21 protein-coding genes are annotated in these 22393 nt (G+C 47.9%); all 21 read left to right on the top strand.

The genetic code is table 11. The annotated features are described in order from the left end of the window. Positions 1-183 precede the first annotated feature (183 nt). The 21 genes from D1159_RS08680 (at position 184) to D1159_RS08590 (ending at position 22381) form a co-directional block, all read left to right on the top strand. Positions 184-396 carry a helix-turn-helix transcriptional regulator gene (locus D1159_RS08680; RefSeq protein ID WP_161845274.1) on the top strand — a complete coding sequence of 71 codons (213 nt, stop codon included), beginning with the start codon at positions 184-186 and terminating at the stop codon, positions 394-396. 169 nt (positions 397-565) lie between these two features. After that, positions 566-2170, top strand: coding sequence for a phosphoadenosine phosphosulfate reductase family protein (locus D1159_RS08675; RefSeq protein ID WP_347563661.1), 1605 nt, complete (start codon positions 566-568; stop codon positions 2168-2170). Between the two features lie 23 nt (positions 2171-2193). Next, a complete protein-coding gene (locus D1159_RS08670) occupies positions 2194-3084 on the top strand; it encodes a DUF4007 family protein (RefSeq protein WP_161845272.1) in 891 nt (296 codons plus the stop codon). 11 nt (positions 3085-3095) lie between these two features. Next, a complete protein-coding gene (locus tag D1159_RS08665; protein WP_161845271.1) occupies positions 3096-6707 on the top strand; it encodes a restriction endonuclease subunit S in 3612 nt (1203 codons plus the stop codon). Between the two features lie 12 nt (positions 6708-6719). Continuing rightward, entirely contained in the window at positions 6720-7865 is a 1146-nt protein-coding gene (locus D1159_RS08660) for an aminotransferase class V-fold PLP-dependent enzyme (RefSeq protein WP_161845270.1), read from the top strand. Positions 7866-7876: 11 nt separating this feature from the next. Further along, positions 7877-10093 (top strand): DEAD/DEAH box helicase family protein, encoded by a 2217-nt coding sequence (locus tag D1159_RS08655; protein WP_161845269.1) that lies wholly within the window; start codon positions 7877-7879, stop codon positions 10091-10093. Beyond that, positions 10080-10244, top strand: a complete 165-nt coding sequence (locus D1159_RS19170) for a hypothetical protein (RefSeq protein WP_202621001.1) — start codon at positions 10080-10082, stop codon at positions 10242-10244. Before D1159_RS08655 ends, D1159_RS19170 begins: the two co-directional genes overlap by 14 nt. Next, positions 10226-12220 (top strand): AAA family ATPase, encoded by a 1995-nt coding sequence (locus D1159_RS08650; RefSeq protein WP_161845268.1) that lies wholly within the window; start codon positions 10226-10228, stop codon positions 12218-12220. Before D1159_RS19170 ends, D1159_RS08650 begins: the two co-directional genes overlap by 19 nt. 13 nt (positions 12221-12233) lie before the next feature. Next, positions 12234-12791 carry a hypothetical protein gene (locus D1159_RS08645; protein WP_161845267.1) on the top strand — a complete coding sequence of 186 codons (558 nt, stop codon included), beginning with the start codon at positions 12234-12236 and terminating at the stop codon, positions 12789-12791. Between the two features lie 16 nt (positions 12792-12807). Continuing rightward, complete coding sequence (locus D1159_RS08640) at positions 12808-13956, top strand: sigma-70 family RNA polymerase sigma factor (RefSeq protein ID WP_161845266.1); 1149 nt, start codon at positions 12808-12810, stop codon at positions 13954-13956. A gap of 59 nt (positions 13957-14015) precedes the next feature. Then, positions 14016-14549 carry a hypothetical protein gene (locus D1159_RS08635; RefSeq protein ID WP_161845265.1) on the top strand — a complete coding sequence of 178 codons (534 nt, stop codon included), beginning with the start codon at positions 14016-14018 and terminating at the stop codon, positions 14547-14549. A gap of 17 nt (positions 14550-14566) precedes the next feature. After that, the gene (locus tag D1159_RS08630; protein ID WP_161845264.1) at positions 14567-15799 is read left to right on the top strand and encodes a DNA sulfur modification protein DndB; all 1233 of its coding nucleotides are present in this window, start codon (positions 14567-14569) and stop codon (positions 15797-15799) included. A gap of 265 nt (positions 15800-16064) precedes the next feature. Next, the gene (locus D1159_RS08625; protein WP_161845263.1) at positions 16065-16517 is read left to right on the top strand and encodes a hypothetical protein; all 453 of its coding nucleotides are present in this window, start codon (positions 16065-16067) and stop codon (positions 16515-16517) included. A gap of 129 nt (positions 16518-16646) precedes the next feature. Then, complete coding sequence (locus D1159_RS20010) at positions 16647-16958, top strand: metallophosphoesterase (protein ID WP_161845262.1); 312 nt, start codon at positions 16647-16649, stop codon at positions 16956-16958. After that, on the top strand, positions 16924-18474 hold the full coding sequence (gene istA / locus D1159_RS08615; RefSeq protein ID WP_161845261.1) for an IS21 family transposase: 1551 nt from the start codon (positions 16924-16926) through the stop codon (positions 18472-18474). The genes D1159_RS20010 and istA overlap by 35 nt, the downstream gene beginning before the upstream one ends. Further along, positions 18474-19259, top strand: coding sequence for an ATP-binding protein (locus D1159_RS08610; RefSeq protein WP_161845260.1), 786 nt, complete (start codon positions 18474-18476; stop codon positions 19257-19259). Before istA ends, D1159_RS08610 begins: the two co-directional genes overlap by 1 nt. After that, entirely contained in the window at positions 19252-19452 is a 201-nt protein-coding gene (locus D1159_RS08605) for a hypothetical protein (RefSeq protein ID WP_160573345.1), read from the top strand. The genes D1159_RS08610 and D1159_RS08605 overlap by 8 nt, the downstream gene beginning before the upstream one ends. 99 nt (positions 19453-19551) lie before the next feature. After that, positions 19552-20151 carry a hypothetical protein gene (locus D1159_RS08600; RefSeq protein ID WP_161845259.1) on the top strand — a complete coding sequence of 200 codons (600 nt, stop codon included), beginning with the start codon at positions 19552-19554 and terminating at the stop codon, positions 20149-20151. Positions 20152-20220: 69 nt separating this feature from the next. Next, positions 20221-20349, top strand: coding sequence for a hypothetical protein (locus D1159_RS20005; RefSeq protein WP_279280019.1), 129 nt, complete (start codon positions 20221-20223; stop codon positions 20347-20349). Between the two features lie 70 nt (positions 20350-20419). Then, entirely contained in the window at positions 20420-21355 is a 936-nt protein-coding gene (locus tag D1159_RS08595) for a DUF932 domain-containing protein (RefSeq protein ID WP_161845258.1), read from the top strand. A gap of 81 nt (positions 21356-21436) precedes the next feature. Further along, positions 21437-22381: a lambda-exonuclease family protein gene (locus D1159_RS08590; RefSeq protein WP_161845257.1), complete on the top strand. Its 945-nt coding sequence runs from the start codon at positions 21437-21439 to the stop codon at positions 22379-22381. Positions 22382-22393 lie beyond the last annotated feature (12 nt).

The following is a 22393-nucleotide window of genomic DNA, read 5'->3' as shown; positions in this document are numbered from 1 at the left end:
GAGTGCGCTAGGCTAACTAACCTAAAACCCATCATATTAAAATCCCTCATACAGATGAATTTGACTTCTTTTCAATATAAAATCGCGTAAAAGAGCCAAAAAAATCTTGAAAAGAGAAATCTGGCCTTGCACAGAGAGACACTATATGCTATAATCATAACATATTTTGTTGAGGTGAGGGATATGAAGGCGAGTTATAAAAAACTCTGGAAGCTACTCATAGACAAGGAAATGAGCAAAGGGGATCTCCATGAGGCAACGGGCTTATCCTCCAGCACCATGACCAAGCTACGCAAGAGCGAGGATGTTTCCATGGAGGCACTACGAAAAATCTGTCGTACCCTAGACTGCAACATCGGTGATATTGTCGAGTTTGAGAGAGACACTCCAGTCTAATAGGATTGATAGCAATCACTAGACACTCATTTCACAGACACCAAGGGGGTTGAGATACTTGTGGTGTGGAAACTGTAACATAGAAACTAACGCAGATACCTGCCCTGTGTGCGGTGAAGCCACAGTTGAGGACCTTCCTGTTGAAATCAGATGGTGCAGTCATTGCAAGGTGCCTGTCATCAATACAGTTTCCCAGTCGGATAAGGGTATCTGCCCACTCTGTGGCAAAAAGACAAAATACCTCTCGGCTGATCTTCGCCCCGTTTTTCCGGAGGAACGCCTCTTAATCGAACTAATATTGGACAAAGAACCTCACTTTTGGCGTGACAGTTCTGTCTGGGCGTGTAATAATCGCTACTATGTGGACGGTAAGCCCATCTCCATGTCAAATACTATCTATGAGACCTGCGATGCGAATCAAATCGCAGTCGCTTTACAAAATGGGGAACCATCTAACTCCTATAATACCTTTGACCAAAATATTCGGCTTTTTATCGCGGCCAACCAGCGCCGCCTAGACTTTCTAAAGGATGAAGCCATTCAATTTATCCAACGAGCAGCGTCTAAATATAAGCCGGAGCAAATTGTGGCATCATTTTCCGGCGGGAAGGACTCTACAGTCACTGCGGACCTCGCTATCAAAGCTCTTAGCAACCCTAGCCTTGTCCACATCTTCGGGGACACAACTTTGGAGTTTCCGGCCACGTCAGAATATGCGGAGCGATATCGCGCCGCTCACCCCGAAGCTATCTTCCAAATTGCCCGGAACGATGATCAAAACTTTTATGAAGTCTGCGATGATATTGGCCCTCCGGCCCGGATGATACGTTGGTGCTGCTCCATGTTTAAGACCGGTCCTATCACTCGGATAATCAATAGTCTCTATGGTAGCGAGCAAATCTTGACTTTCTATGGCATCCGGAAATCTGAGTCGGTCAGCCGCAGCAAATACAACCGTATTGAGGACAGCGCCGATGCCATTAAAATCAAACAGCAGACTGTTGCCTCCCCGATTTTTTTCTGGAAGGACATTGATATCTGGTTATACATACTAGGCGAAAATATTGACTTCAACGAAGCATATCGTCGTGGCTATGATCGCGTAGGCTGCTGGTGCTGTCCCAACAATACTCCACGGGCGCAGGCGTTGTCCCGGATCTATATGCCAGAGCAGTCAAAAGCATGGAGAGACTTCCTCATCAGCTTTGCTAAACGAATCGGCAAGCTGGATCCAGAGACTTATGTGGACACTGGAAAGTGGAAAGCCCGCCAGGGCGGAAACGGCCTCACATCTGCCAACGATGTTAAAATCAGATTCACCAACTGTACTGCCGAGGACCATGCCAAAATCTACCGCCTTGTCCGTCCTTTCGACGATGAGCTCACAGGTATGTTCGTACCTTTTGGACGGGTTGCTCCTGAACTGGGAAAAAGGATTCTTCGTGAAGTCATTGTGTTAGACAGCCGTACTAATGTCCCTATTTTATCGCTCCAGCCCTTTACTCAAGATGGCTACGATTATGCGGTCAAAGTGCGGACAATGAATGTGGCTGACCACGATAACCTTCAACGTATGGTGGGTTATCAGATCCGTAAGTTCAACGCCTGTCGGAAGTGCTTAAAGTGTGAGTCGGTCTGCCGCGCTGGTGCTATTTCCATCAGTTCCACAGGCTACTATATTGATCCAGCGAAATGTATCCACTGCAAGGCTTGTATGACGGCCAAGTACATAGACGGTGGCTGTACGATGGATAAGTATTTGAGGACTAAGTAAGTATTGGAAGAGGAGACAGAGATATGAAGTTCCGCGCCCACGAAACATTTTTTATCAGAAAAGGCTGGCTCAGCAAAGGAATGAAATACGTGGACGCCAGGGAAGATGTTTTTATCTCTAAGGATGAGAACCCTATGGATGTCCTTGGTATAGGGGCTAACATGGTCAAATCCCTCCGCTATTGGCTCTTGGCTGTTGGATTGACTGAAGAACCTACCACAGGGAGGCGGGTACAGCGATTTACTCCGCTCGGCAGAAGTGTTTTCGAGAATGATCGTTATATCGAAGAGATTGGTACACTCTATCTGCTCCAATATCGCATTGCATGTAACTTGAGCAATGCCACTGCCTTTTATTTCTTCTTTAATGAGTTTAATATGTCCGAGTTCAGCCGGGACGATTTTGTAGCGGCCCTCCAGAACTATGTCAAAATGACAGACAGCACTGAGGAGATTGCCATTCGCTCTTTGAATGATGACTTCACCTGTATCATTAACACATACGTTCCCCGGTTCAAAACCAATCCGAACCGCATCAATCCTGAGAGTAACATCGATTGTCCGTTCGGGGAATTGGGCTTGATTGATATTCTAAGTAAAGAGAAGAAAACCTACCGCAAGTCTATTCCTATGGCTAGTGCCATCAATCCTTGGATAGCTTTAGCAGTTATTGTGGAGCAAGCGAAAGGTTTGCAAGAAATCAGTCTGAACGAACTTCTTACTGCTCCATGCAACATTGGTCGGGTTTTCAATCTTGACGCCATTACTATGCTGGATATACTCTATCGGATTGAGCAGCTTGGCGAAATCAAAATCAACCGTACCGCTGGACTGGACGTAATCTGCATCCTACACAACCTTGATTTTCAAGATTGTGTTGCATCATACTATGCCAGTCTCAACGAACAGGAGTAGGAGATGAAGCAATGAGCGAGATGATATCTATCGCGACTGGATTTCAATACTCGGTCAATATCGGGTATGATCTCAGCAGCAACGACAAATTGAGAAACTTCATCCCAACCCAGTCTGCACTGCGGCTTCTGGAAGAAATTCTCCTGAGCACTGCCGTCACGTCGACCGAACGATCCCGTATCCTAATCGGTGCATATGGCAAAGGAAAATCCCATATTATCCTCACTATTCTTTCAATCCTTTTGAAAAAGGACTTGCCCCTTTTTGAGAAACTGATGCCAAAGGTCGAGGAGAATCCTAGACTTTCTCAGCTCATCCAAAACTATTACGATAGTAACAATAAAATTCTTCCTGTGGTTATTGCAGGCAGTAATACCAGCTTAACCCAAGCTTTCTTACTTGCACTCCAGCGCACGTTGTCCGAAAATGACTTCCTCGATGTGATGCCGGAAACCAACTATAAGGCTGCCATCTCAGTAATAGAGCGATGGAAGAACGATTTTCCCAACACCTTTGAACAGTTAAAGGCTGCCCTTGATGAACCAATCTCAGAATTGATTGCCAAACTGAATAGTTATAATATCTCAGCCTATGAGACCTTTGAACGTATCTATCCTAGCCTTACGGCGGGTAGTATCTTTAATCCTTTTCTCGGTTTTGACGTTGTTGAGCTTTACGAGAGTGTAGCCGAGGGGCTCCGCGAAAAGGGGTATTCAGGGCTCTATGTTGTATATGACGAATTCAGCAAATACCTGGAAGCCAGCATCACCGAGGCATCCGTCAGCGATACCAAAATGTTGCAGGATTTTGCCGAGAAATGCAACCGCAGTGGTACACTTCAACTCCATCTGATGTTGATTTGCCACAAAGAAGTTGCAAACTATATTGACAAACTCCCAAAACAAAAAGTGGACGGCTGGCGCGGTGTTTCTGAGCGGTTCAAGCATATTCACCTTAACAACAACTTTTCCCAAACCTATGAAATCATTGCATCTGTTATTCAGAAATGCCAAGAATCTTGGACGGCATTTCAGAATGTTCATCGGAATGATTTTCAAAATATCCACACAAGGTATCGTACCCACCCTCTTTTTGCCGGAAATGAGGAAGAGCTTCGGACAGCTATCTACGGCTGCTATCCACTCCACCCTGTCTCAACCTTTATCTTGCCGCGCCTTTCCGAGCGCGTGGCTCAGAACGAGCGCACTCTGTTTACCTTTCTATCTTCTGAGGGAGCAATGACTCTCCGCGCTTTCTTAGACAAGTATAATGATGATGCGGTTACTTTTATCACGCCAGATGCGATTTATGACTATTTTGAGCCTCTCTTCAAAAAAGAAGTATATGGAGGCGAAATCCATGATAACTATGTCCTGACCTCAACTATTATCTCTCGATTGCCAGAGGATTCTCTTGAGGTTAAACTAGTCAAGACCATCTCCCTGATTTATACCCTCCAACAATTTGAACGGTTAAAGCCTACCAAGGATGAAATGGTCAACATTTTTTCTGCTTCCTACACTGCCGCTGAGATTATCGGTGCCATTGATACCCTGATCGAGAAGGAATTTGTGGTCTATCTGAAGCGTAGCAACAACTATCTGCGTCTAAAGCAGACATCCGGCATTGATATCTGGCAGAAAATCAATGACCTTGCTGAAGTCAATGCCAGTAAGATATCTGTAAAAGATATTTTGAACACCTCAAACTTTGACAACTATATGTATCCCTCCCGCTATAACGACACCCGTGAAATGACTCGGTTCTTCTCTTTCGTCTTTATTGACGAGAGCGAGGTCACTCCCAACACCAACTGGATTATCAAAAGTGAAACGAGTGCGGCGGACGGGATAATTTTTGCGGTTATCCTACATGGGGAAGAATCTATTTCCACGCTTAGGGACATCTTACTTGACACAAGTCGGGATTGTCCACGCCAGATTTTTATCCTACCTAAGCACTTCTTTGAAATTGATCACATTGTCAGGGAGTTTCAGGCTGTTATTGCCCTGAGGGACTCCGCGGTTAATGATCCAGTATTGTTTAATGAGTATGATGTAGTCTATGAGGATCTGCGCGATGTCATCAGTACCTTTATCGCCCGCTACACTCAGCCTGAAGGATATGCAGCTACTTACATATTTAATGCCGAAGTCCATCCTATTCATCGCAAAGCAGCACTGACTGAGTTGCTGTCGGATATCTGCGACAATGTCTATTCCCAGACTCCTGTTATCAACAACGAAGCAGTCAATCGGAATGAAATCACTGGTATTGCTACTAACAGCCGGAGCAAAATTGTCTCCGCCCTCCTCCGGAACCAGTTGGAAACCAACCTTGGTCTCACTGGAACCGGCCAGGAGGTGTCCATCATGCGAAGCACTCTGGTGAGAACCGGGATGTGGAGTGAGGACGATGGAACACCGCATATTATTCTCCACCCGGACAACGAATATATCTCTAATATGGTAGCTGCCATTGAGCAATTTTTCCAAGCAGCACAAAACAATGGCCCGCTCGGTTTCGATGTTCTCTATGATGTTCTCACTCTCCCTGAACACCATATTGGTCTCCGGCGTGGGCTGATTCCCATATATCTTGCAGCGGTCATTCATGAATATAAGCAACAACTTATGATATCTGACCGATTCGGACAGGTAGCTATTACATCGGATGCTCTCCTGCAAATCAATGCTGACCCCGCTGCATTCACACTTTCCTATATCGATTGGGATCCAGAGAAGGAAAGGTACATCACACAGCTGGCTGAAATGTTTTCACCCTTTGTGGTCGATGCCGAGCGGGGTGCTAATGCCTACGATTTTATCGCTAACGCCATGCGCCGTTGGATGATGGCTCTCCCGAAGTTCGCCAAAGAAAGCACCTCTATTCCAACTGGTGGACAAATCGATGATCGCTACCGCGCCATGATGCGGCTCCTTCGTCAGAGCGGAAACAGCTATGACCTTCTCTTTGTGAAACTACCCAGAGCCTTTCACTACAGGGAGGGGATTGTTGCAGGACTTGCAGAAAACATTGAGGCCGCCAAAGGTTGCTATGACGGCATTATGAGCAAGCTGAAACGTGTACTGATTAAGAAAACGAAAACTATCTTCCTGCTTCCCCAGAACCAGCATAACAAAAAACTTATTTCAATGACGGCAGCTGTTCAGGACTGGTGCGACACACTTGACCAAACTGCATTTGACCACCTTTTCCAGGATGGCACTGAGAAAGTGCTGGCTCTATTCAAGAGTATTACTAATGATGAAGATGCTTTTATCGTCCGATTGGCCAAAGCTGTCACAGGTCTTCGTACTGAGGACTGGAATGCTCAAACCGTTGACGTATATGTCGAGAAACTCGCTCAACACAAGCAGACCGCTGAATCTTACCATAAGGAACACGTTCTCGAAAACACCGTCACTGACAGCAACTATCAAATTGCCTTTGTCAATGGAGATGGTGGCACCACAACTCGTAGCTTTGAGCGGGTGAACATCAGCGCCCGTGGTAAGCTTCTCTACAATCAGATTACAAAAGCCCTGGAAGCTATGGGACAAGCAATTTCCGAACAAGAGAAGCGTCAGATACTAGTCGAGATACTGAAAGAGCTTTGCTAGGAGGTACAACGATTGGCCTACTTTGATAACGCTGCTACGACTTTCCCAAAGCCAGAGTGTGTCTATGAGCAGATGGATCAGTTTTACCGTCACGCCGGAGGCAGTGTTGGCAGAGGGAATTATGCGATGTCTCGCTCGGCTAAACAGCTCATGGATGAGACGCGGGGCCAAATTACCAATTTGCTCCATTGCCCCACCAGGCAAGTGGTTTTTCAGCCAACTGCTACTCTTGCTTTGAATATGATTATTCAAGGGCTTATTAGCGGCGGGGTAAAGAATATCTATATCAGCCCCTTTGAGCACAACGCCGTTACTCGGATTCTCCATCACTTTGAGATGCTGAAACAGGTAGCAGTTTTCCAACTGACGGTCACTAAAGACCTTCAGTATGATTTGGAGCGGATACGTTATCAGTTTGACAATGACCGCCCCGACCTTGTGATTGTAAGCCATGCCAGCAACGTTATCGGTCTGATTGCTCCCACTGAGGAAATTTTTGGGTTGGCAAAGCAGTATGATGCATTGACAGTGTTGGACATGGCCCAAACGGCTGGAATCGTGGACTGTAATGTCGGCCTGGACACGTTCGACTTTGCTGTTTTCGCCGGACACAAAACACTGCTTGGCCCCACTGGAATATCCGGATTTGTGATGAAATCGGACATCAGATTGCTGCCAGTCCTGTTTGGCGGCACTGGGTTTGAGTCTGCAAGCCAGGATATGCCGACTAGTTTACCAGAGCGGTTCGAGATTGGCACGATGAACATCTCAGCTATCGCCGGTTTGAACGCCGCCTTAAAATGGGTTCACGAGCAGGGTGTTTCAAAGCTCTATCAAGAAGAATCCGCAAAGCGGAAGCGCCTGTTGGAGTTGTTTGCCCGTTATGACTCTATCCAAACCGTTGGTAATATTGAGGATAGGCAGTATGTGGGTATTGTATCCTGTGTCATTGATGGAATTAGCAGCGACATCGCTGGACAGCTTTTCAGCGAGCGCAATATCTCCGTTCGTACAGGTTTGCACTGTGCCCCGTTGGCCCACCGGTTCCTAGGTACCTACCCAGCTGGAACTATCCGTTTCAGTGTGAATTCACTAACATCTGATGATGATTTTGACGCATTGGATGCAGCAATCGCCGACATTGGAAATAACTTATAGGGGGTGGCATCGTGAGTTTTAAAGACACGCCACTAAAAAATGAATACCGCTCTCTGATCGATAATGTCGTCCAGGATTTTTACCTGCCACTACTCCACGATGCTGTCTCCTATAAACGGGCGGTCGGTTTTTTCTCATCCTCATCTCTTGTTGAAATTTCCAAAGGAATTGCCCAAATGGCCTCTGCCGGAGGGAAAATTCAGATTGTTGCCTCTCCATATCTCTCAGATGATGACATTGCCGCTATAAAAAAGGGTTATGCCGAAAGGAATCGTATCATTGAGAATGCCATACTGCGTCAGATTTCAGATGAGCGAATGGACTACTTCTCAATGCAGCGTCTAAACCTCCTGGCTTGCCTCATTGCGGACGGTATCATGGATATCAGGATTGCCTACACTGAAAGCAAAAGCGGGATCGGTATGTACCATGAGAAGATGGGGCTTATCGAGGATAGCGCTGGAAATATTGTTGCTTTTTCTGGCTCGATGAATGAATCCGCCACGGCTATGGCAATCAACTACGAAACCATAGACGTGTTCAGAAGCTGGGGATCTGAGAATGAGGTTGAGCGAGTCAAGTTAAAAGAATCGGCATTTATAGCAATCTGGAATAATTGCGAACCCAACATCACAGTTCTTGAATTTCCCAAAGTCACCCAAGCATTGATTGAAAAATATAGGCAATCAGCCCCTAACTACCAAGTGGATATAGAACAATTTCCTCTAGGATTTTCACACAAGAGTCAGGATCCAATCTCTAAAGCCATCTCCATCGGTGCAAGGATTCCGGATGACATTTCTCTGCATGAATATCAGAAAGAAGCCATTGCCTCATGGGTTGGTGAAAACTACCACGGCATCTTTGATATGGCTACTGGCACTGGCAAGACTTACACCGGGCTGGGAGCGGTGTCTAAGCTGTCCGAAGATTTGAACGACCGCCTTGCTGTTATCATCGTCTGTCCTTATCAGCACTTGGTTGAGCAGTGGGTGGAGGATATCGTTCGTTTTAATATGCACCCCATTATTGGTTATAGCAGTTCTTCCCAAAAAGATTGGAAAAATCGGCTTGCGAAGGCAGTGCGAGATCAGAAGCTGAGAAAGGATAAGAGCTTTTTCTGCTTTATCTGTACGAACGCGACATTTACCAATGCCTTTGTGCAAGAGCAGATATCAAAAATCAATACTCCGATTCTTTTGGTTGTAGATGAGGCTCATAACTTTGGTGCTGCATCATATTCCAGATTGCTGGATGACCGCTTTACCTACCGGCTAGCCCTCTCGGCAACTCTGGAACGTCATCGCGATGAAGAAGGTACTGCGCTTTTGTATTCCTTTTTTGGGAAAAAGTGTATCGAGTATACCCTGGAGCGTGCGATTGCAGAGGACAAATTGACTCCCTACAAATATCATCCTGTAGTCATCCATCTCAATGAGGATGAACTTATGGCATATGAGCAAGTTTCCTACGAAATGTCTAAGTGCCTCATTAAAGACAAGAATGGAAAATATAAGCTCAATAAGCATGGCGAAATTCTGGCTCTCCGCCGCGCCCGCATTGTGGCTGGGGCTGTTGAGAAATTGAATGCACTCCGAGAACAGATTATACCCTTTATCCACGACAATAACATCCTAGTCTACTGTGGAGCTACTAATGTAATCGACCCCAATTCTGACAATTCCAGTTACGATGAGGGCGATATCCGCCAAATTGAAGCTGTAACCCGTATACTCGGAAATGAGTGTCGAATGTGCGTAGCACAGTTCACTTCAAAGGAAAACATGGAGACGCGGGCCTCCATCAAAGAACAATTCAAGCGTGGGGATCGACTCCAAGCCATCGTCGCCATCAAGTGTTTGGATGAGGGCGTGAACATTCCTGGTATCCGAACCGCTTTTATTCTTGCTAGCACTACCAACCCCAAAGAGTACATTCAGCGCCGAGGGCGCGTGTTGAGAAAGGCTCCCAACAAGCCCTATGCGGTTATTTACGACTTCGTCACCCTACCTCGCCCTCTTGATGCCGTTTCTTCTTTGACCATTGAACAAGCCCAGCGTGATTTGACACTTATCAAGAATGAATTATCTCGCATCAAGGAGTTTGGCCGTCTCTCGCAAAACCCCATGGCAGCCAATGATCTTATCTGGGCCATACAAGATGTGTATCATATTACGGGTGATATAGATGAAATTGAGGAGGGCAATTACAACTATGGAAGCGATTAACGTCAATGAAAAGGCGGTTGAGCGGCTGAAACGAAAAATTATTATCGCTGAAAACCAGAACCTCAAGACCCGGGATAAATCCGATCAGCAGATGGTTGCTTGGATTAAAAAGCAGATTGAGGAGGAAGCGCAATGTTACTCGAATCAATAAAGCTGGAGAATTTCCGTCAGTTTCGTAACGAGTCGATTGATTTTGCTCAGGGTATTGATGGTAAAAACGTGACTATTATCATCGGAGAAAATGGAACTGGAAAGACCACATTTGCTCAAGCTTTCTTCTGGTGTATGTACGGCGAAACCGAATTTTCCGACAAGGTAATGCTGAACAAAGTGGTAGCTGCCGACTTGAAACCGGGGCAGGAGGCAAAAGTTCAAGTCACGTTGAAGCTCCGTCACGGTAATGTTTCTTATACCCTCATGCGAGAGCATATCTACAAAAAGGACTACTCCGGAAAGGTCAAAGGGGACAATACCATTTTCGATATTGCCATCAAGGATGTGGATGGAAACACTTCCTATGTGAAGAAATCCCTCTGCGAAAACGAGGTTAAGGGAATTTTGCCCAGGGAATTATCTCGGTACTTCTTCTTCGATGGAGAACGAATCGAGAAGATGAGTAAAGATATTTCTACTGGCAAAAAGGCCACCGACTTTGCCGAGGCAGTGAAGGGGTTGCTTGGCCTGAATGCCATGTTTGCAGCCATCCAGCACTTCAATCCCAAAAGCAAAAATGGTGTTATCGGTAGCTATGAGAGCAGCTACGATGCAGGCAGCAACAGCAAGGTGCAGGAGTATACCCAAAACATTGAAAACTGCCAGGCCCAAATTGCTGAGATCGATAAGCGGCTTGAAGAGCTGGATGCTCAGATTGAATCTGCGTCTGCCAGAAAAATTGAGAAATCCGAGGAAATCAAGCAGTATGCCGAGGGTGAGGCTCTGCAGGGGAAAAAGGAAGAACTTCAGAGGAAAATCGACCTTGCCCAGGAACTGAAGAGTTCAGTGATTAAGGATATCTGCGCCGACTTTAACCGCAACATGAGCAGTTTTTTCTCTGCATCCCTGATTATCAAGGCAATGGAATTTCTCTCAGACAGGGATTTCACAGGTAAGGATATCCCTCATATGCATGATGATACCATCTATTATCTACTAAAACAAGGCGTGTGTATCTGTGGCACCCATCTGGATGAAGGCTCCGTTCCATACAATAAGGTCAAAGGTCTGATTGACTATCTGCCGCCGAAGTCTCTGAGCACCACTTACGGAGAGTTTAGAACAGAATCCAAACATCGCGCAAAAACACTGGCAGATCTTCGTCAGCTTGTAGCGAAGAATCTGGCAATTATCAGCCAGCAGGATGATAATATTACAGATTATAGCGATGAGCTTCGCGCTATTGAGTCCAAACTTAGTGGTGGTGATGTCCGAGGAAGAGTTCGTGCAATTAATGATGAAATCAAGCTTTGCGATAAGATTATCAAAGAATGTAACGTTGAGCGCGATGCGAAAAATCGGGCCAAGGGCGGTTATGAGGAATCGATGGCTCGTGCGGATTCTTTACGTCGGGACCTGACTCTTCTTGACGACAAGAATAAGAAGATTGAAATCTATAAAGCGTATGCCGAGCGCATCTATCAGGAGCTCCTCCAGATTTACACCGAGAGTGAAGCGGAGATTCGTGTAAAGCTAGAGGCTACTATCAACGATATCTTCAAGAAAATCTATGACGGCGGGCTTTCTCTGACCATTGATGATAAGTACCACATTTCCGTCTATGCCAATGACTATGACGGCGATGTGGAAACCTCCACCGCCCAGAGCATTTCCGTTATCTTCGCTTTCATCACTGGCATTATCAAAATGGCACGGGATAACCGAAATGCTTCTGATGAAAATGCTAAACTGCTATCTTCGGAACCGTATCCGCTTGTGATGGACGCGCCTCTATCTGCTTTCGATAAGCGCCGCATCAAGACGGTTTGCGAGGCTCTCCCCAACACTGCCGAGCAGGTTATCATCTTTATTAAGGATACTGATGGTAATCTAGCCGAGGAGTATATGGGTGATAAAATCGGCTGCCGCCACAGCTTTGACAAGAAAAACGAGTTCGAGACCGTTTTGGTGTAAGGGGGAATGAGTTATGCCGAAAGAAAATAGAACATACTTCTTCGACAGACAGTATCGCTTTTATGGCAGCCACGCTCTTCGTGTCGATGCCCTGACTGCTGTTTTTGACTCTGCCAGTAAAGCTCAACTATTCCGCCGTAATTTAGATGTCTACATCAATGCTCCACTTATCGGTTTCCTATATGGCCGAATGGCTGATCGTGATGACACGCGCAACCCCTCAACCAATCAGGTCTACGATGAGAATATCATGGGTGAACAGGTCATACACGCCCAAGAGGAACTTCTTTTCCACTTCCGTCTGATAATGTTGCTTGACACGGTCTATGAGCCGAACGGGGAAGAGAGAATTGACAAAGCGTTTCGGCATATGGGCAAAAATTCTGCCGATATGGAGCGTTTCGATAGCTATGTCCGTGGCGGTGTGGATATTCTCTATGAGAAACTGATTGAAGGATCCAGTTCAGCTGATGACTACATCAACAAGCTCTATGAGTTCCTGGAGGACTTCCAAGATAGATTTAACGACCAAGTAACCGGCGACATTATTCTGAAGCTGTGTTCAAAGTGAATCGAGGCGAGAGAATGTGGAGAAGGAACCGCGACAGGTAGCATATAAAGAGTTAATCCAGTTAGCAGAACAACGAGGATATGTTACATATGACGATATCATAGACTGTTCCGATAACTTCTCCCTCTCTTTACAGGATTTTGATTGGCTTACAAATTCGCTGACCACCATTGGAATTATTATATATTCGGAATCCCCTGCTTCAGCGGAGCAATTTAACGATGAAGTAGATGACTATGCCCAGATTGACTATGAAGATATATATTCCAGGATAAAGGAACGGAGTCCTGCCCTTGCAGCGTTTGTCGATGCTGTCAGAGAAATTCGGCCTCCGCAACGGAATGAGACAAAAAAACTCAAGTACCAGGTCACAGAGGGAAACTGGCACGCAAGGGATAGGATGATTGAAATGAATCTACGCCTTGCTCTAAGGATTGCTTTGCAGCGTGCAGAATCTTACGATATGGACATTGAAGACTCAGTCAGTTATGCGTGTCTTGGACTGATAACGGCAGTTGACAAATATGATCCCGATTCATCGGGCCCATTTGCGTCATACACAAGTATGTGGATTTTGCAGAGTGTTTCAAGGGAACAACCAAATCGGCGGCCCTTGATGTACTATCCTGTCCACATAAAAGAGGGGTATCTTTCTGTATATCCTTTTTTGAAACAGTACGGCTGTATTGGTTGTAGTGAGATGCAATCTTGTGGTGAAATCCGGAAAAAAGTTATGGCGCGGTTGGGGTGCGATGAACGTAGCGCGATATCCGTAATCGAGCAAATGATCGCTATAGAATCTATTGAAGATTTTCTGGATTTATCTGAGGAAAACAATCCGGAACTCGAATATACTGACCGGCTTGGGCTCACTTTGATGAAATTGTCGCCTGATACCGTAGTAAATGCGGATGCGGTACTGGAAGATGTATATCGGGCCGCACTACGTGGGGCGCTTGAAAATGTGTTGGAAAAACTGAAACCACGTGAACAGCAGGTAATTTGCGAAAGGTATGGCCTGTCGGACGGCGTAGAAAAAACTCTTGAAGAAATCGGTTCTTCTATGAATGTCACACGGGAGCGAATCAGGCAGATAGAGACAAAAGCACTGAGGAAACTTCGCCGCCTAGGTGAGATAATGTATTTGCAATATTTCTATGAATGAAGCCACGGTTAAGAAGATGGTCGCGATGCTTTTATCGGATGCTAAAATGAGGTGTATACATGGCCAGCATATATGATCCAGTGGAATGTGATCTTGAATCCTTTCAAAACCGCTACATAATGGCACCAGAATTGTGGGAAAAATTCAACTTAAGTGGGATAAATAACGTCGATTTCTCGCAATGGAAAAGTATGAAACTTATGAATGACATAGGCGATAGGTTTTCAGAAACGCTGAAAGATATTCCGTCTACATGCGGTGGGATTTATGTTTATGCAATAAATCCAGGAATTATCCCCTCCTGTGGTAGCTATATTATGTACATAGGAATGGCAAGCAAAACACCAACAGAGAATCTCAGGAAAAGAGTTAGCTCCTACCAAAAGGAATTAGGATCTAACTATTGCCGTGAAAGGCTGCATAGATTGTTTTCAAAATGGGGAAAATACATTTATGTACATTATCTGCCAATTTGTACGGACAAAGAAACAATTTTTGAGGTTGAAACGCGTTTGATTGCTGCCATTATTCCCCCTTGCAATGCAGAGATTCGAGCAAAAACAGTCAAACGCGCAGTTAAAGCTTTCACTTAAATTAGGAGGTGCGGGTGATGAAAATTCCTGTTATTAGAGGGAAAATTGGAGATTGGATCTATTATTCTGGTACTATGACTTTTTCTCAAGTTTCTGAAAATGTGACAGCCTCGATTAATGAAATCTATGAAGCGTCTTGCTTAGACGAAATATTGCAACGGGCCTTAACAGACAATTTTGCAAGCATAAAAAATTATATATTGAAGGATAGTGAGCGCTTTTTCAACGCCGTTATATTGGCAATTTATAATGGAGACCCGCAGTGGCTAGAAGTTGAATTTAATGATGAAGAAAGTGAATTCACAAATGTTGGCTTTTTAGAATTTTCGGGAGAAGAAACCATTTTCCCTGTAGACGGCCAGCACCGTGTGGCAGGAATACGGGAAGCACTAAGGGAAGATCCTTCTCTAGCTAAGGAACAACTTCCTGTGATCTTTATCGCACATAGCGATGATCCGAAAGGGAGAAAGCGGACTAGAAAACTGTTTTCAACTCTAAATCGGAGGGCAAAGCCGGTTGGACAAAATGAAAATATTGCGTTAGACGAGGATGATGTATGTTCTATCATTACTCGTGAAGTAATTCAGGAAATTCCTTTATTTATGAGAAAAAATATTGTAAATAGTTTGGGAAAACAAATACCAAACGCAAACAACACGGCAATTACTTCCCTAATTGCCCTTTATCAATGTGTGGATTTGTTAGTTAAGCATAAATTGGCAACGGAAGGCATTAGAGGTAAAAAGTACAGTGATTATAAACTGTACAGACCACAAGACGAAGTGATTGACTCCATTCGAGGATATATTTTCTCCGTGTTTGAGTCTTTTGTAAACCATACCGCCGTTATTCGGGAATATCTTAGTGAAAACAGTGAAGAAAAAGCCAAAAAATTTAGGAATTCAGAGGGGGGTAACCTTCTTTTTAGACCTATTGCATTTACGGAGTATTTCGAGGCAGCCTTTTGGCTGCAAGATCGTGGAGGGGATACTACATATGATAATGCATTTATATCTCTCAACACCGTTGATCTAGATATAGGGAAAGCGCCATGGCTGGGATTAGTTTGGGATGGATCAAAGATAATCAGTAAGGCATCTAAAACTACGATAAGATACCTCTTAGTCTTTTTGGCCGATTCAACAGTAATGACTGAAAAAGACATTCAAAAACTTGTTCGTGATTATGCTAGCGGAACAAATCGGTCCGAGGCTGAGTCTGCATTAGCTTTGGGAAGAGAATCCTTGTAAAGCACGAAATGTTCAAAAGAATTTGTTTGTTTTAAAATAAAATCCATAGAAAAAGCAAAGATCGATTGTGCGAAAAGGCTGTTCAGCCAGCTCTCCACTGCGGATATTATATCATGAGGTGGACAGTTACCAGGCGCTGCTGAACATCATGGCAGAGCTCTAAACGGTTTCTGCTTATTGGTATTGCATCAAGGCTGCAGCGGAGCGAAGCCGCATGAGCCATAGGCGTAAATATATATTCTGAAAATGAACAGAAGGGCTCTCTGTGCCAGTTGTGGCGCAGGGATCTTTTTTGTTTGACCGTATAGCGCATTTCAAATTAAAATCAGGAAAGGAATATCCCATCATGAAGAAAAAAGTCACAGAACTGGCATTCACCATCAACAGGCACAGCGTGGCGCTGTCCTTCCGAAGAGGAACCCCGACCAAGGGCAGGAGTACACTGATCGGGCCACCCAGCGCAGATCAGCCACAGTCTGCAAAGGAGGCTCTGGATAATCTCAAAAGAGCTACCCGAGGTCTGGCAGCGTCTACCCACGGACTGGTTATGGAGGTTACGGCCCTTTCCCAAGCGGCAAAGATCAACGGCGGGAAGTTTCCGGATGTCAATGCCATCGCGCAGCAGGTATTGGACGAAAGCATCCATTCTCATTCCACAGGAGGCGGTACGGATGAAGGTGAAGAAGCTGATCCGGCAGATAAAGGCTCCCTGTTCTAAGTGTCCGTACAAGCTGGGGCTTGTGCATACGACAGTCAATCCCTGCCCTCAGTGTAAGGGGAACAGCTACCAGACCTATGAGCATTTCCAGCAGCAAGCCCACACTACATCTGTGGAAGGGGGCAGGCGATGACCTACGCCGTATCTGACATTCACGGCTGCTATGAAAAATATCGGGAACTATTAAAAGCCATCAGCTTCGGGAAGAACGACACCCTCTATGTTCTGGGTGATGTGATTGATCGTGGGCCTGGTGGATTGCATACACCGGACCAGCAGCTCCATCTGCACGGAATTTTAGCCCCACCCTGCCGGAAGGGAGCCCCACTCCACGAAAGTAAAGAAAGGGACCTGTATAATTGGCGTAGCACAGGAAACTGTGACTATATCAATTGGAGGTCCCACCATGCCAAACTATCTGGAGATCTTGAGACTGGATAGCCTCAACCACAGCCAACGAACAATCGAATCAACGGTACATTGTTCGCGGCACACCGTCCGCAGCGTTCTGCAAGCAGCAAAGGAGAAGCAAATCGCGTGGCCGCTGGATGATGACATCACCAACGCAGAGCTGGAGGAGATTCTGTTCCCTGGTAAGTATAAGAGCGGGTGCCGGTATGTGGAGCCGGACTATCCGTACATTCACCGGGAGCTGGCGAAGCCTGGGGTGACCATGGCGCTTTTGTGGGAGGAATACTGCCGGAAGTGCCATGAGGCTGGGGAAACGCCGTACATGAGCACGCAGTTTGGGGACAAGTACCGGAGGTGGGCGCGGGTGACGAAGGCCACCATGCGCATCCAGCACAAGCCGGGAGACGCCATGCAGGTGGACTGGGCGGGCGATACCCTTCCGGTATATGATCTGGTAACCGGTAAACAGAGCCCGGCGTACTTGTTCATGGCCGTGCTGCCGTGCAGCTGCTACACCTATGCGGAGGTCTGTGAGGACATGAAGACAGAGAACTGGCTGTCCTGCCACGTCCATGCCTTCCAGTATTTTGGCGGCGTGACACGGCTGCTGATTCCGGACAACTGCAAGACAGCCACTACGGCTAACACCCGATACGAGACTGTGCTCAACCGCAGCTACCAGGAGCTGGCCGAATACTACGGCACGGCAATCGTTCCGGCTCGCGTCCGCAAGCCCCAGGACAAGAGCGCAGCGGAAGCATCTGTGCGTTTTGCCCAGACATGGATCATTGCGGCGCTGCGTGAGCGGAAGTTCTTCTCCATCCGCGAGATGAACGAGGCCATAGCGGAAAAGCTGGAGGAACTGAACAACCGCCCGTTCCAGCGGATGGCGGGCACACGCCGCAGCGCCTGGCTGGAGGAAGAGAAACCGTACATGCTGCCATTGCCTGCTGTGCCCTTTGAAGCGGCTGTCTGGTCCGTTGCCAAGGTCCCCAACGATTATCTGGTATCTGACGGCAGGAACAAGTACTCTGTGCCGTACAACCTGATTGGCGAAAAAGTGGATATTCGTGTGACAAAGACTGCGGTGGAGGTATTCTACCATGGCAGTCGTGTCGCCAGCCACCGCCGCTTGCAGACGATCCAGCGCGAGCCGCTGGTAAAGCTGGAGCATATGCCGCTGGCGCACCAGAAGTATCTGACATATAACGCCGGCGATTTCAGCCGCTGGGCCATGTCTGTGGGACCCATGACGGAGAAGGTGATCCAACACTTCCTGACCTCCGGGACAGCCCCGGAGCAGGGCTACAAAGCCTGTGCCAGCCTGACAAAGCTGGGAGAGCGCTATGGCAGAGAGCGTCTGGAAAACGCCTGTGGGCGGATCCTTGCGTACAGCGCAGCGCCCTCTGTCCGCAACATTAGCAGCCTCTTGAAAAACGGCCAGGACCGGCCCGCGAAAGCAGCCCCGCAGGACAAGCCCAACGATTCCAACCGCTTCGGCATTACACGCGGAGCCTCCTATTTCCGGAAGGGAGGCGAGGGCTGATGGTACTCCAGGCAACCATTGACATGCTGGTTGGAATGAAGATGACCGCCATGGCGGCGGAGCTGTCCAGCCAATTACAGGACTCCCCATTCAATGAACTCGGCTTTGAGGACCGGCTGGGGCTGCTGGTGACTGCCGAGTGGAACCGCCGCCAGACCAACACGGTGAAGCGGCTCATTCACAACGCCCACTTCGCCGCCCCGTTCGCTGCGGTGGAAGAGATTTCCTACTACGAGGACAGAAAGCTGGACAAGGCTCAGATGCTGCGCTTCTCCACCTGCAAATTTGTGGACGAGGGCCACCACATCATCCTCAAAGGCGCTTCCGGCAACGGCAAGACATACATTGCCTGCGCCTTGGGCAACGCCGCCTGCCGCCGGTTCAAGAAGGTCCGCTATGTCCGTATGCCGGAGCTCCTCGACGAGCTGAGCATTGCCCGCAGCGGCGGCGAATTGAAGAAGTGTCTGGCCTCCTACAAGAAGGTGGATCTACTCATTCTGGACGAGTGGCTCATCCGGCCGCTCTCCCCCCAGGAGTCCTATGACCTGCTGGAAATCGTGGAGGCCCGCTGCCAGCGCTCCATGATTTTCTGCACCCAGTACCAGTCTGAGGGCTGGTATACACGCATTGATCCCAATCCTGACTCCGGCAGCCCCGTTTCCGAGGCAATCATGGACCGCATCATCCACAACGCCTATGAGGTCCTGGTTGAAGGCCGCGTCTCCATGCGGGAACGTAATGGCCTGAAGTCTTCCCACGCCAAAGGCGGTGAGCAGGATGCCTGACTGCCCCTTCAATCCCTCCGATTCCCCCTGTGACCTTGAATTGGATTTGATGATCCTGCGTGAAGCGGAACGGGAATCCTTGGAAATCTTCTATGCCATGCGGGAGGAATTACACTTTTACCTGAATCGCACTCAATTACTGGAGACTGTTTTGACTGCCAACGGCATCCCCATCCCCGACTGCGATGACTGATCCCTGGCTCTGCCCGCCGCCTCGGCTGGCAGGGCCTTTCCTCTAAAACTGCTCGTGGAATAGTGGGGCTCCTTTCCGGCAGGGTGGGGCTAATACTCCGTGCAGACGGGGCTCTCGGTCCGGTATATGTATGGATTTCAAATTCTGCTGGATATGGCCCAGCGGCCCAACGTGATAAACCTCATGGGCAATCACGAAGCAATGGCCATTGACGCGCTCTCATACCTGTCTGGCAGCAAATTAACCTCAGAGGGTGAGGGAGAAAAGGCTGTGAAGTTATGGTTCTGCAACGGCGGTGAGGTATCACTACTCGACTATCTCCGACTGGATTCTGAGCAGAAAAAGGTAATTTGGGGCTATCTGCTTGCAATGCCGCTCTACAAGGAGCTTGAAGTGAACAGCAGAAAGTTCCTGCTGCTGCATGGAGGGCTGGACAATTTCTCTCCTGAGCGGCCATTGGAGGATTATGCCGCCGATGAAATCCTGTGGTGCCGCCCGAAACCCGATAAGACATATTATTCGGATAGGTATGTTGTATTTGGGCACACTCCCGTACAGCTTCTTACTGATGGGAAGGAAAGCGGCCTAGCGAAGATCTACCGCAATGGAAACGCTATCGACATTGACTGCGGCTGCGTGTTCCCCAGCGGCAGATTGGGCTGCCTTTGCCTGGACACGATGAAGGATATCTATGTTTGAAGTATCGCATCACACCCTGTTTCAGCGATATATTCTCCAAGTATCAGGAAGAAAACGAGGTGGTTCATATTGTCCAAGAAAAAGGGGTTGAAAGTGATCCTGCTGGCCCTTTCTGTGCTGCTGACTGCGGTACAAAACTCTGATGAAAAGGAGGAACCTGCGAAGTTCTACGACAACCCTGATACGCACCTGGAATAGAGGGCTTCCCGTTTGGGAGGCCCTCTATTTCTATGCCCAAATCAACGAAATCAAAATAGGAGGAATGATTATGCCCGCTAATGTTGAAACCATGTTCTATGTCCGTGAAAAGCCCTGGCACGGCCTGGGCACTGAGGTGCAGGAGGCTCCTACCTCCGCCGACGCTCTGATCTACGCCGGCCTGGATTGGGAGGTCATCCAGAAGAACGTCTACACCGAGAACGGCTCCCTGATCTCCGGCTACAAGGTGAATCTCCGCAGTACCGACAACGCTGCCCTTGGTATCGTGTCCGACAGATACAAGGTTGTGCAGAACGAGGACGCTTTCCAGTTCACCGACGATCTGCTGGGTGCAGGTGTGACCTATGAGACTGCCGGGGCCTTGCAGGGTGGCCGCAAGGTCTGGATGCTGGCCCGTATGCCCCACCGCTACATTATCGCCGGAGACGAAATCGCTCCCTATCTGGTGGTGATGAACAGCCACGATGGCAGCTCCGGCATCAAGGTCGCTATGACTCCCATCCGTGTTGTCTGCCAGAACACCCTCAACCTGGCTCTGAACAGCGCAAAGCGCATCTGGACAACCAAGCACACCGAGAACGTCATGCTCCGTGTCCACGAAGCCGAGGAAACCCTGGGGCTGGCCGAGAAGTACATGGGTGAGCTGGGCCGTGGCATTGATACCCTGTCCAAGATCAGGCTGACCGATAAGAAGGTCATGGAGTTCATGGCCGAGTTCTTCCCTGTTACCCTGGATATGCCCGATGTGCAGCGCAAGAACAATCTGCGGATGCTGGACAACATGAAGGCCCGGTACTGGGAGGCTCCTGACCTGTCCCATGTAGGGAAGAACGGCTACCGCTTCGTCAATGCCATCAGTGACTTTGCCACCCACGCCGACCCCATCCGCAGGACGAAGAATTACGATGAAAACCTGTTCCTGCGGACTGTCGAGGGCAACCCCATGATCGACAAGGCATACAAAATGGTACTGGCAGCGGCGTGATGGAACGCAGTCGATAGAGGGTGTACGGTCTGTAGCCGTGCATCCTCTATCATATTTTTGATAAGGATGTGAAAGCAAAATATGTCTGCGAAAATTTTAGTTTCTACTGAAAATTTGCCCTATGCTGATTGGCTGGAGTATCGGAAACAGGGCATCGGAGGTTCAGACGCATCCGTGGTCTGCGGTATCAACCGCTACAAGTCCCCTGTGGAGCTGTGGCTGGATAAGACAGGCCAGCTCCCGCCCCAGGAGGCCGGAGAAGCTGCCTACTGGGGGACGCAGCTTGAACCCTTCGTCCGAGCTGAGTTCACCAAGCGCACTGGAATTGAGGTCTGCCACAAGAGCGAGCTGCTCCAGAGCGAGGAACACCCCTTCATGCTGGCGAATCTGGACGGAACCTGTGAAGTCCCGGATGTGGGAACTTGCATCTTCGAATCCAAGACTGCCTCCGCCTACAAGGCTGGGGAGTGGGAGGATACCATTCCTGACGAGTATATGCTCCAGGTGCAGCACTACATGGCCGTCACTGGCTACGCCGGGGCCTACATCGCGGTCCTCATTGGCGGCAACATCTTCAAATGGCGGTTCGTGGAGCGTGACGAGGAATTGATTTCTATGCTCATTGAGTTGGAAACCGCTTTTTGGAATCATGTGCAGGACGGTACGCCCCCGCCGCTGGATGGCTCCGACGCCTCTGCCAAGTTCCTGGCTGAACGGTTCCATGACAGCATTCCCAAGTCCCACATCACCCTGCCCGATAACGCCGCTGATCTGTTGGCTCAGTATGATGACGCCTGTGAGCAGTTGGAGATCGTTACCGAGAAAAAGCAGAAGGCCGAAAATCTTCTGAAGGAGATGATGGGAGAAAATGAAGTGGGGACCCTCATGGACAGGATTGTCACATGGAAAAGCGTGTCCCAGGAACGGCTTGACAGCAAGACCTTAAAAGCCGAGCATCCTGCCCTTTGCAAGAAGTACACCAATAAAACATCGTATCGCCGTTTCACCATCAAGGCGGCAAGCTGAATGGAGGTTCAT

The sequence above is a fragment of the Pseudoflavonifractor sp. 524-17 genome (assembly GCF_009935845.1).
GTDB lineage: Bacteria > Bacillota > Clostridia > Oscillospirales > Oscillospiraceae > Pseudoflavonifractor_A.
The sequence above is the reverse complement of the archived record's forward strand: the minus strand, read 5'-3'. Positions and strand labels throughout refer to the sequence as shown.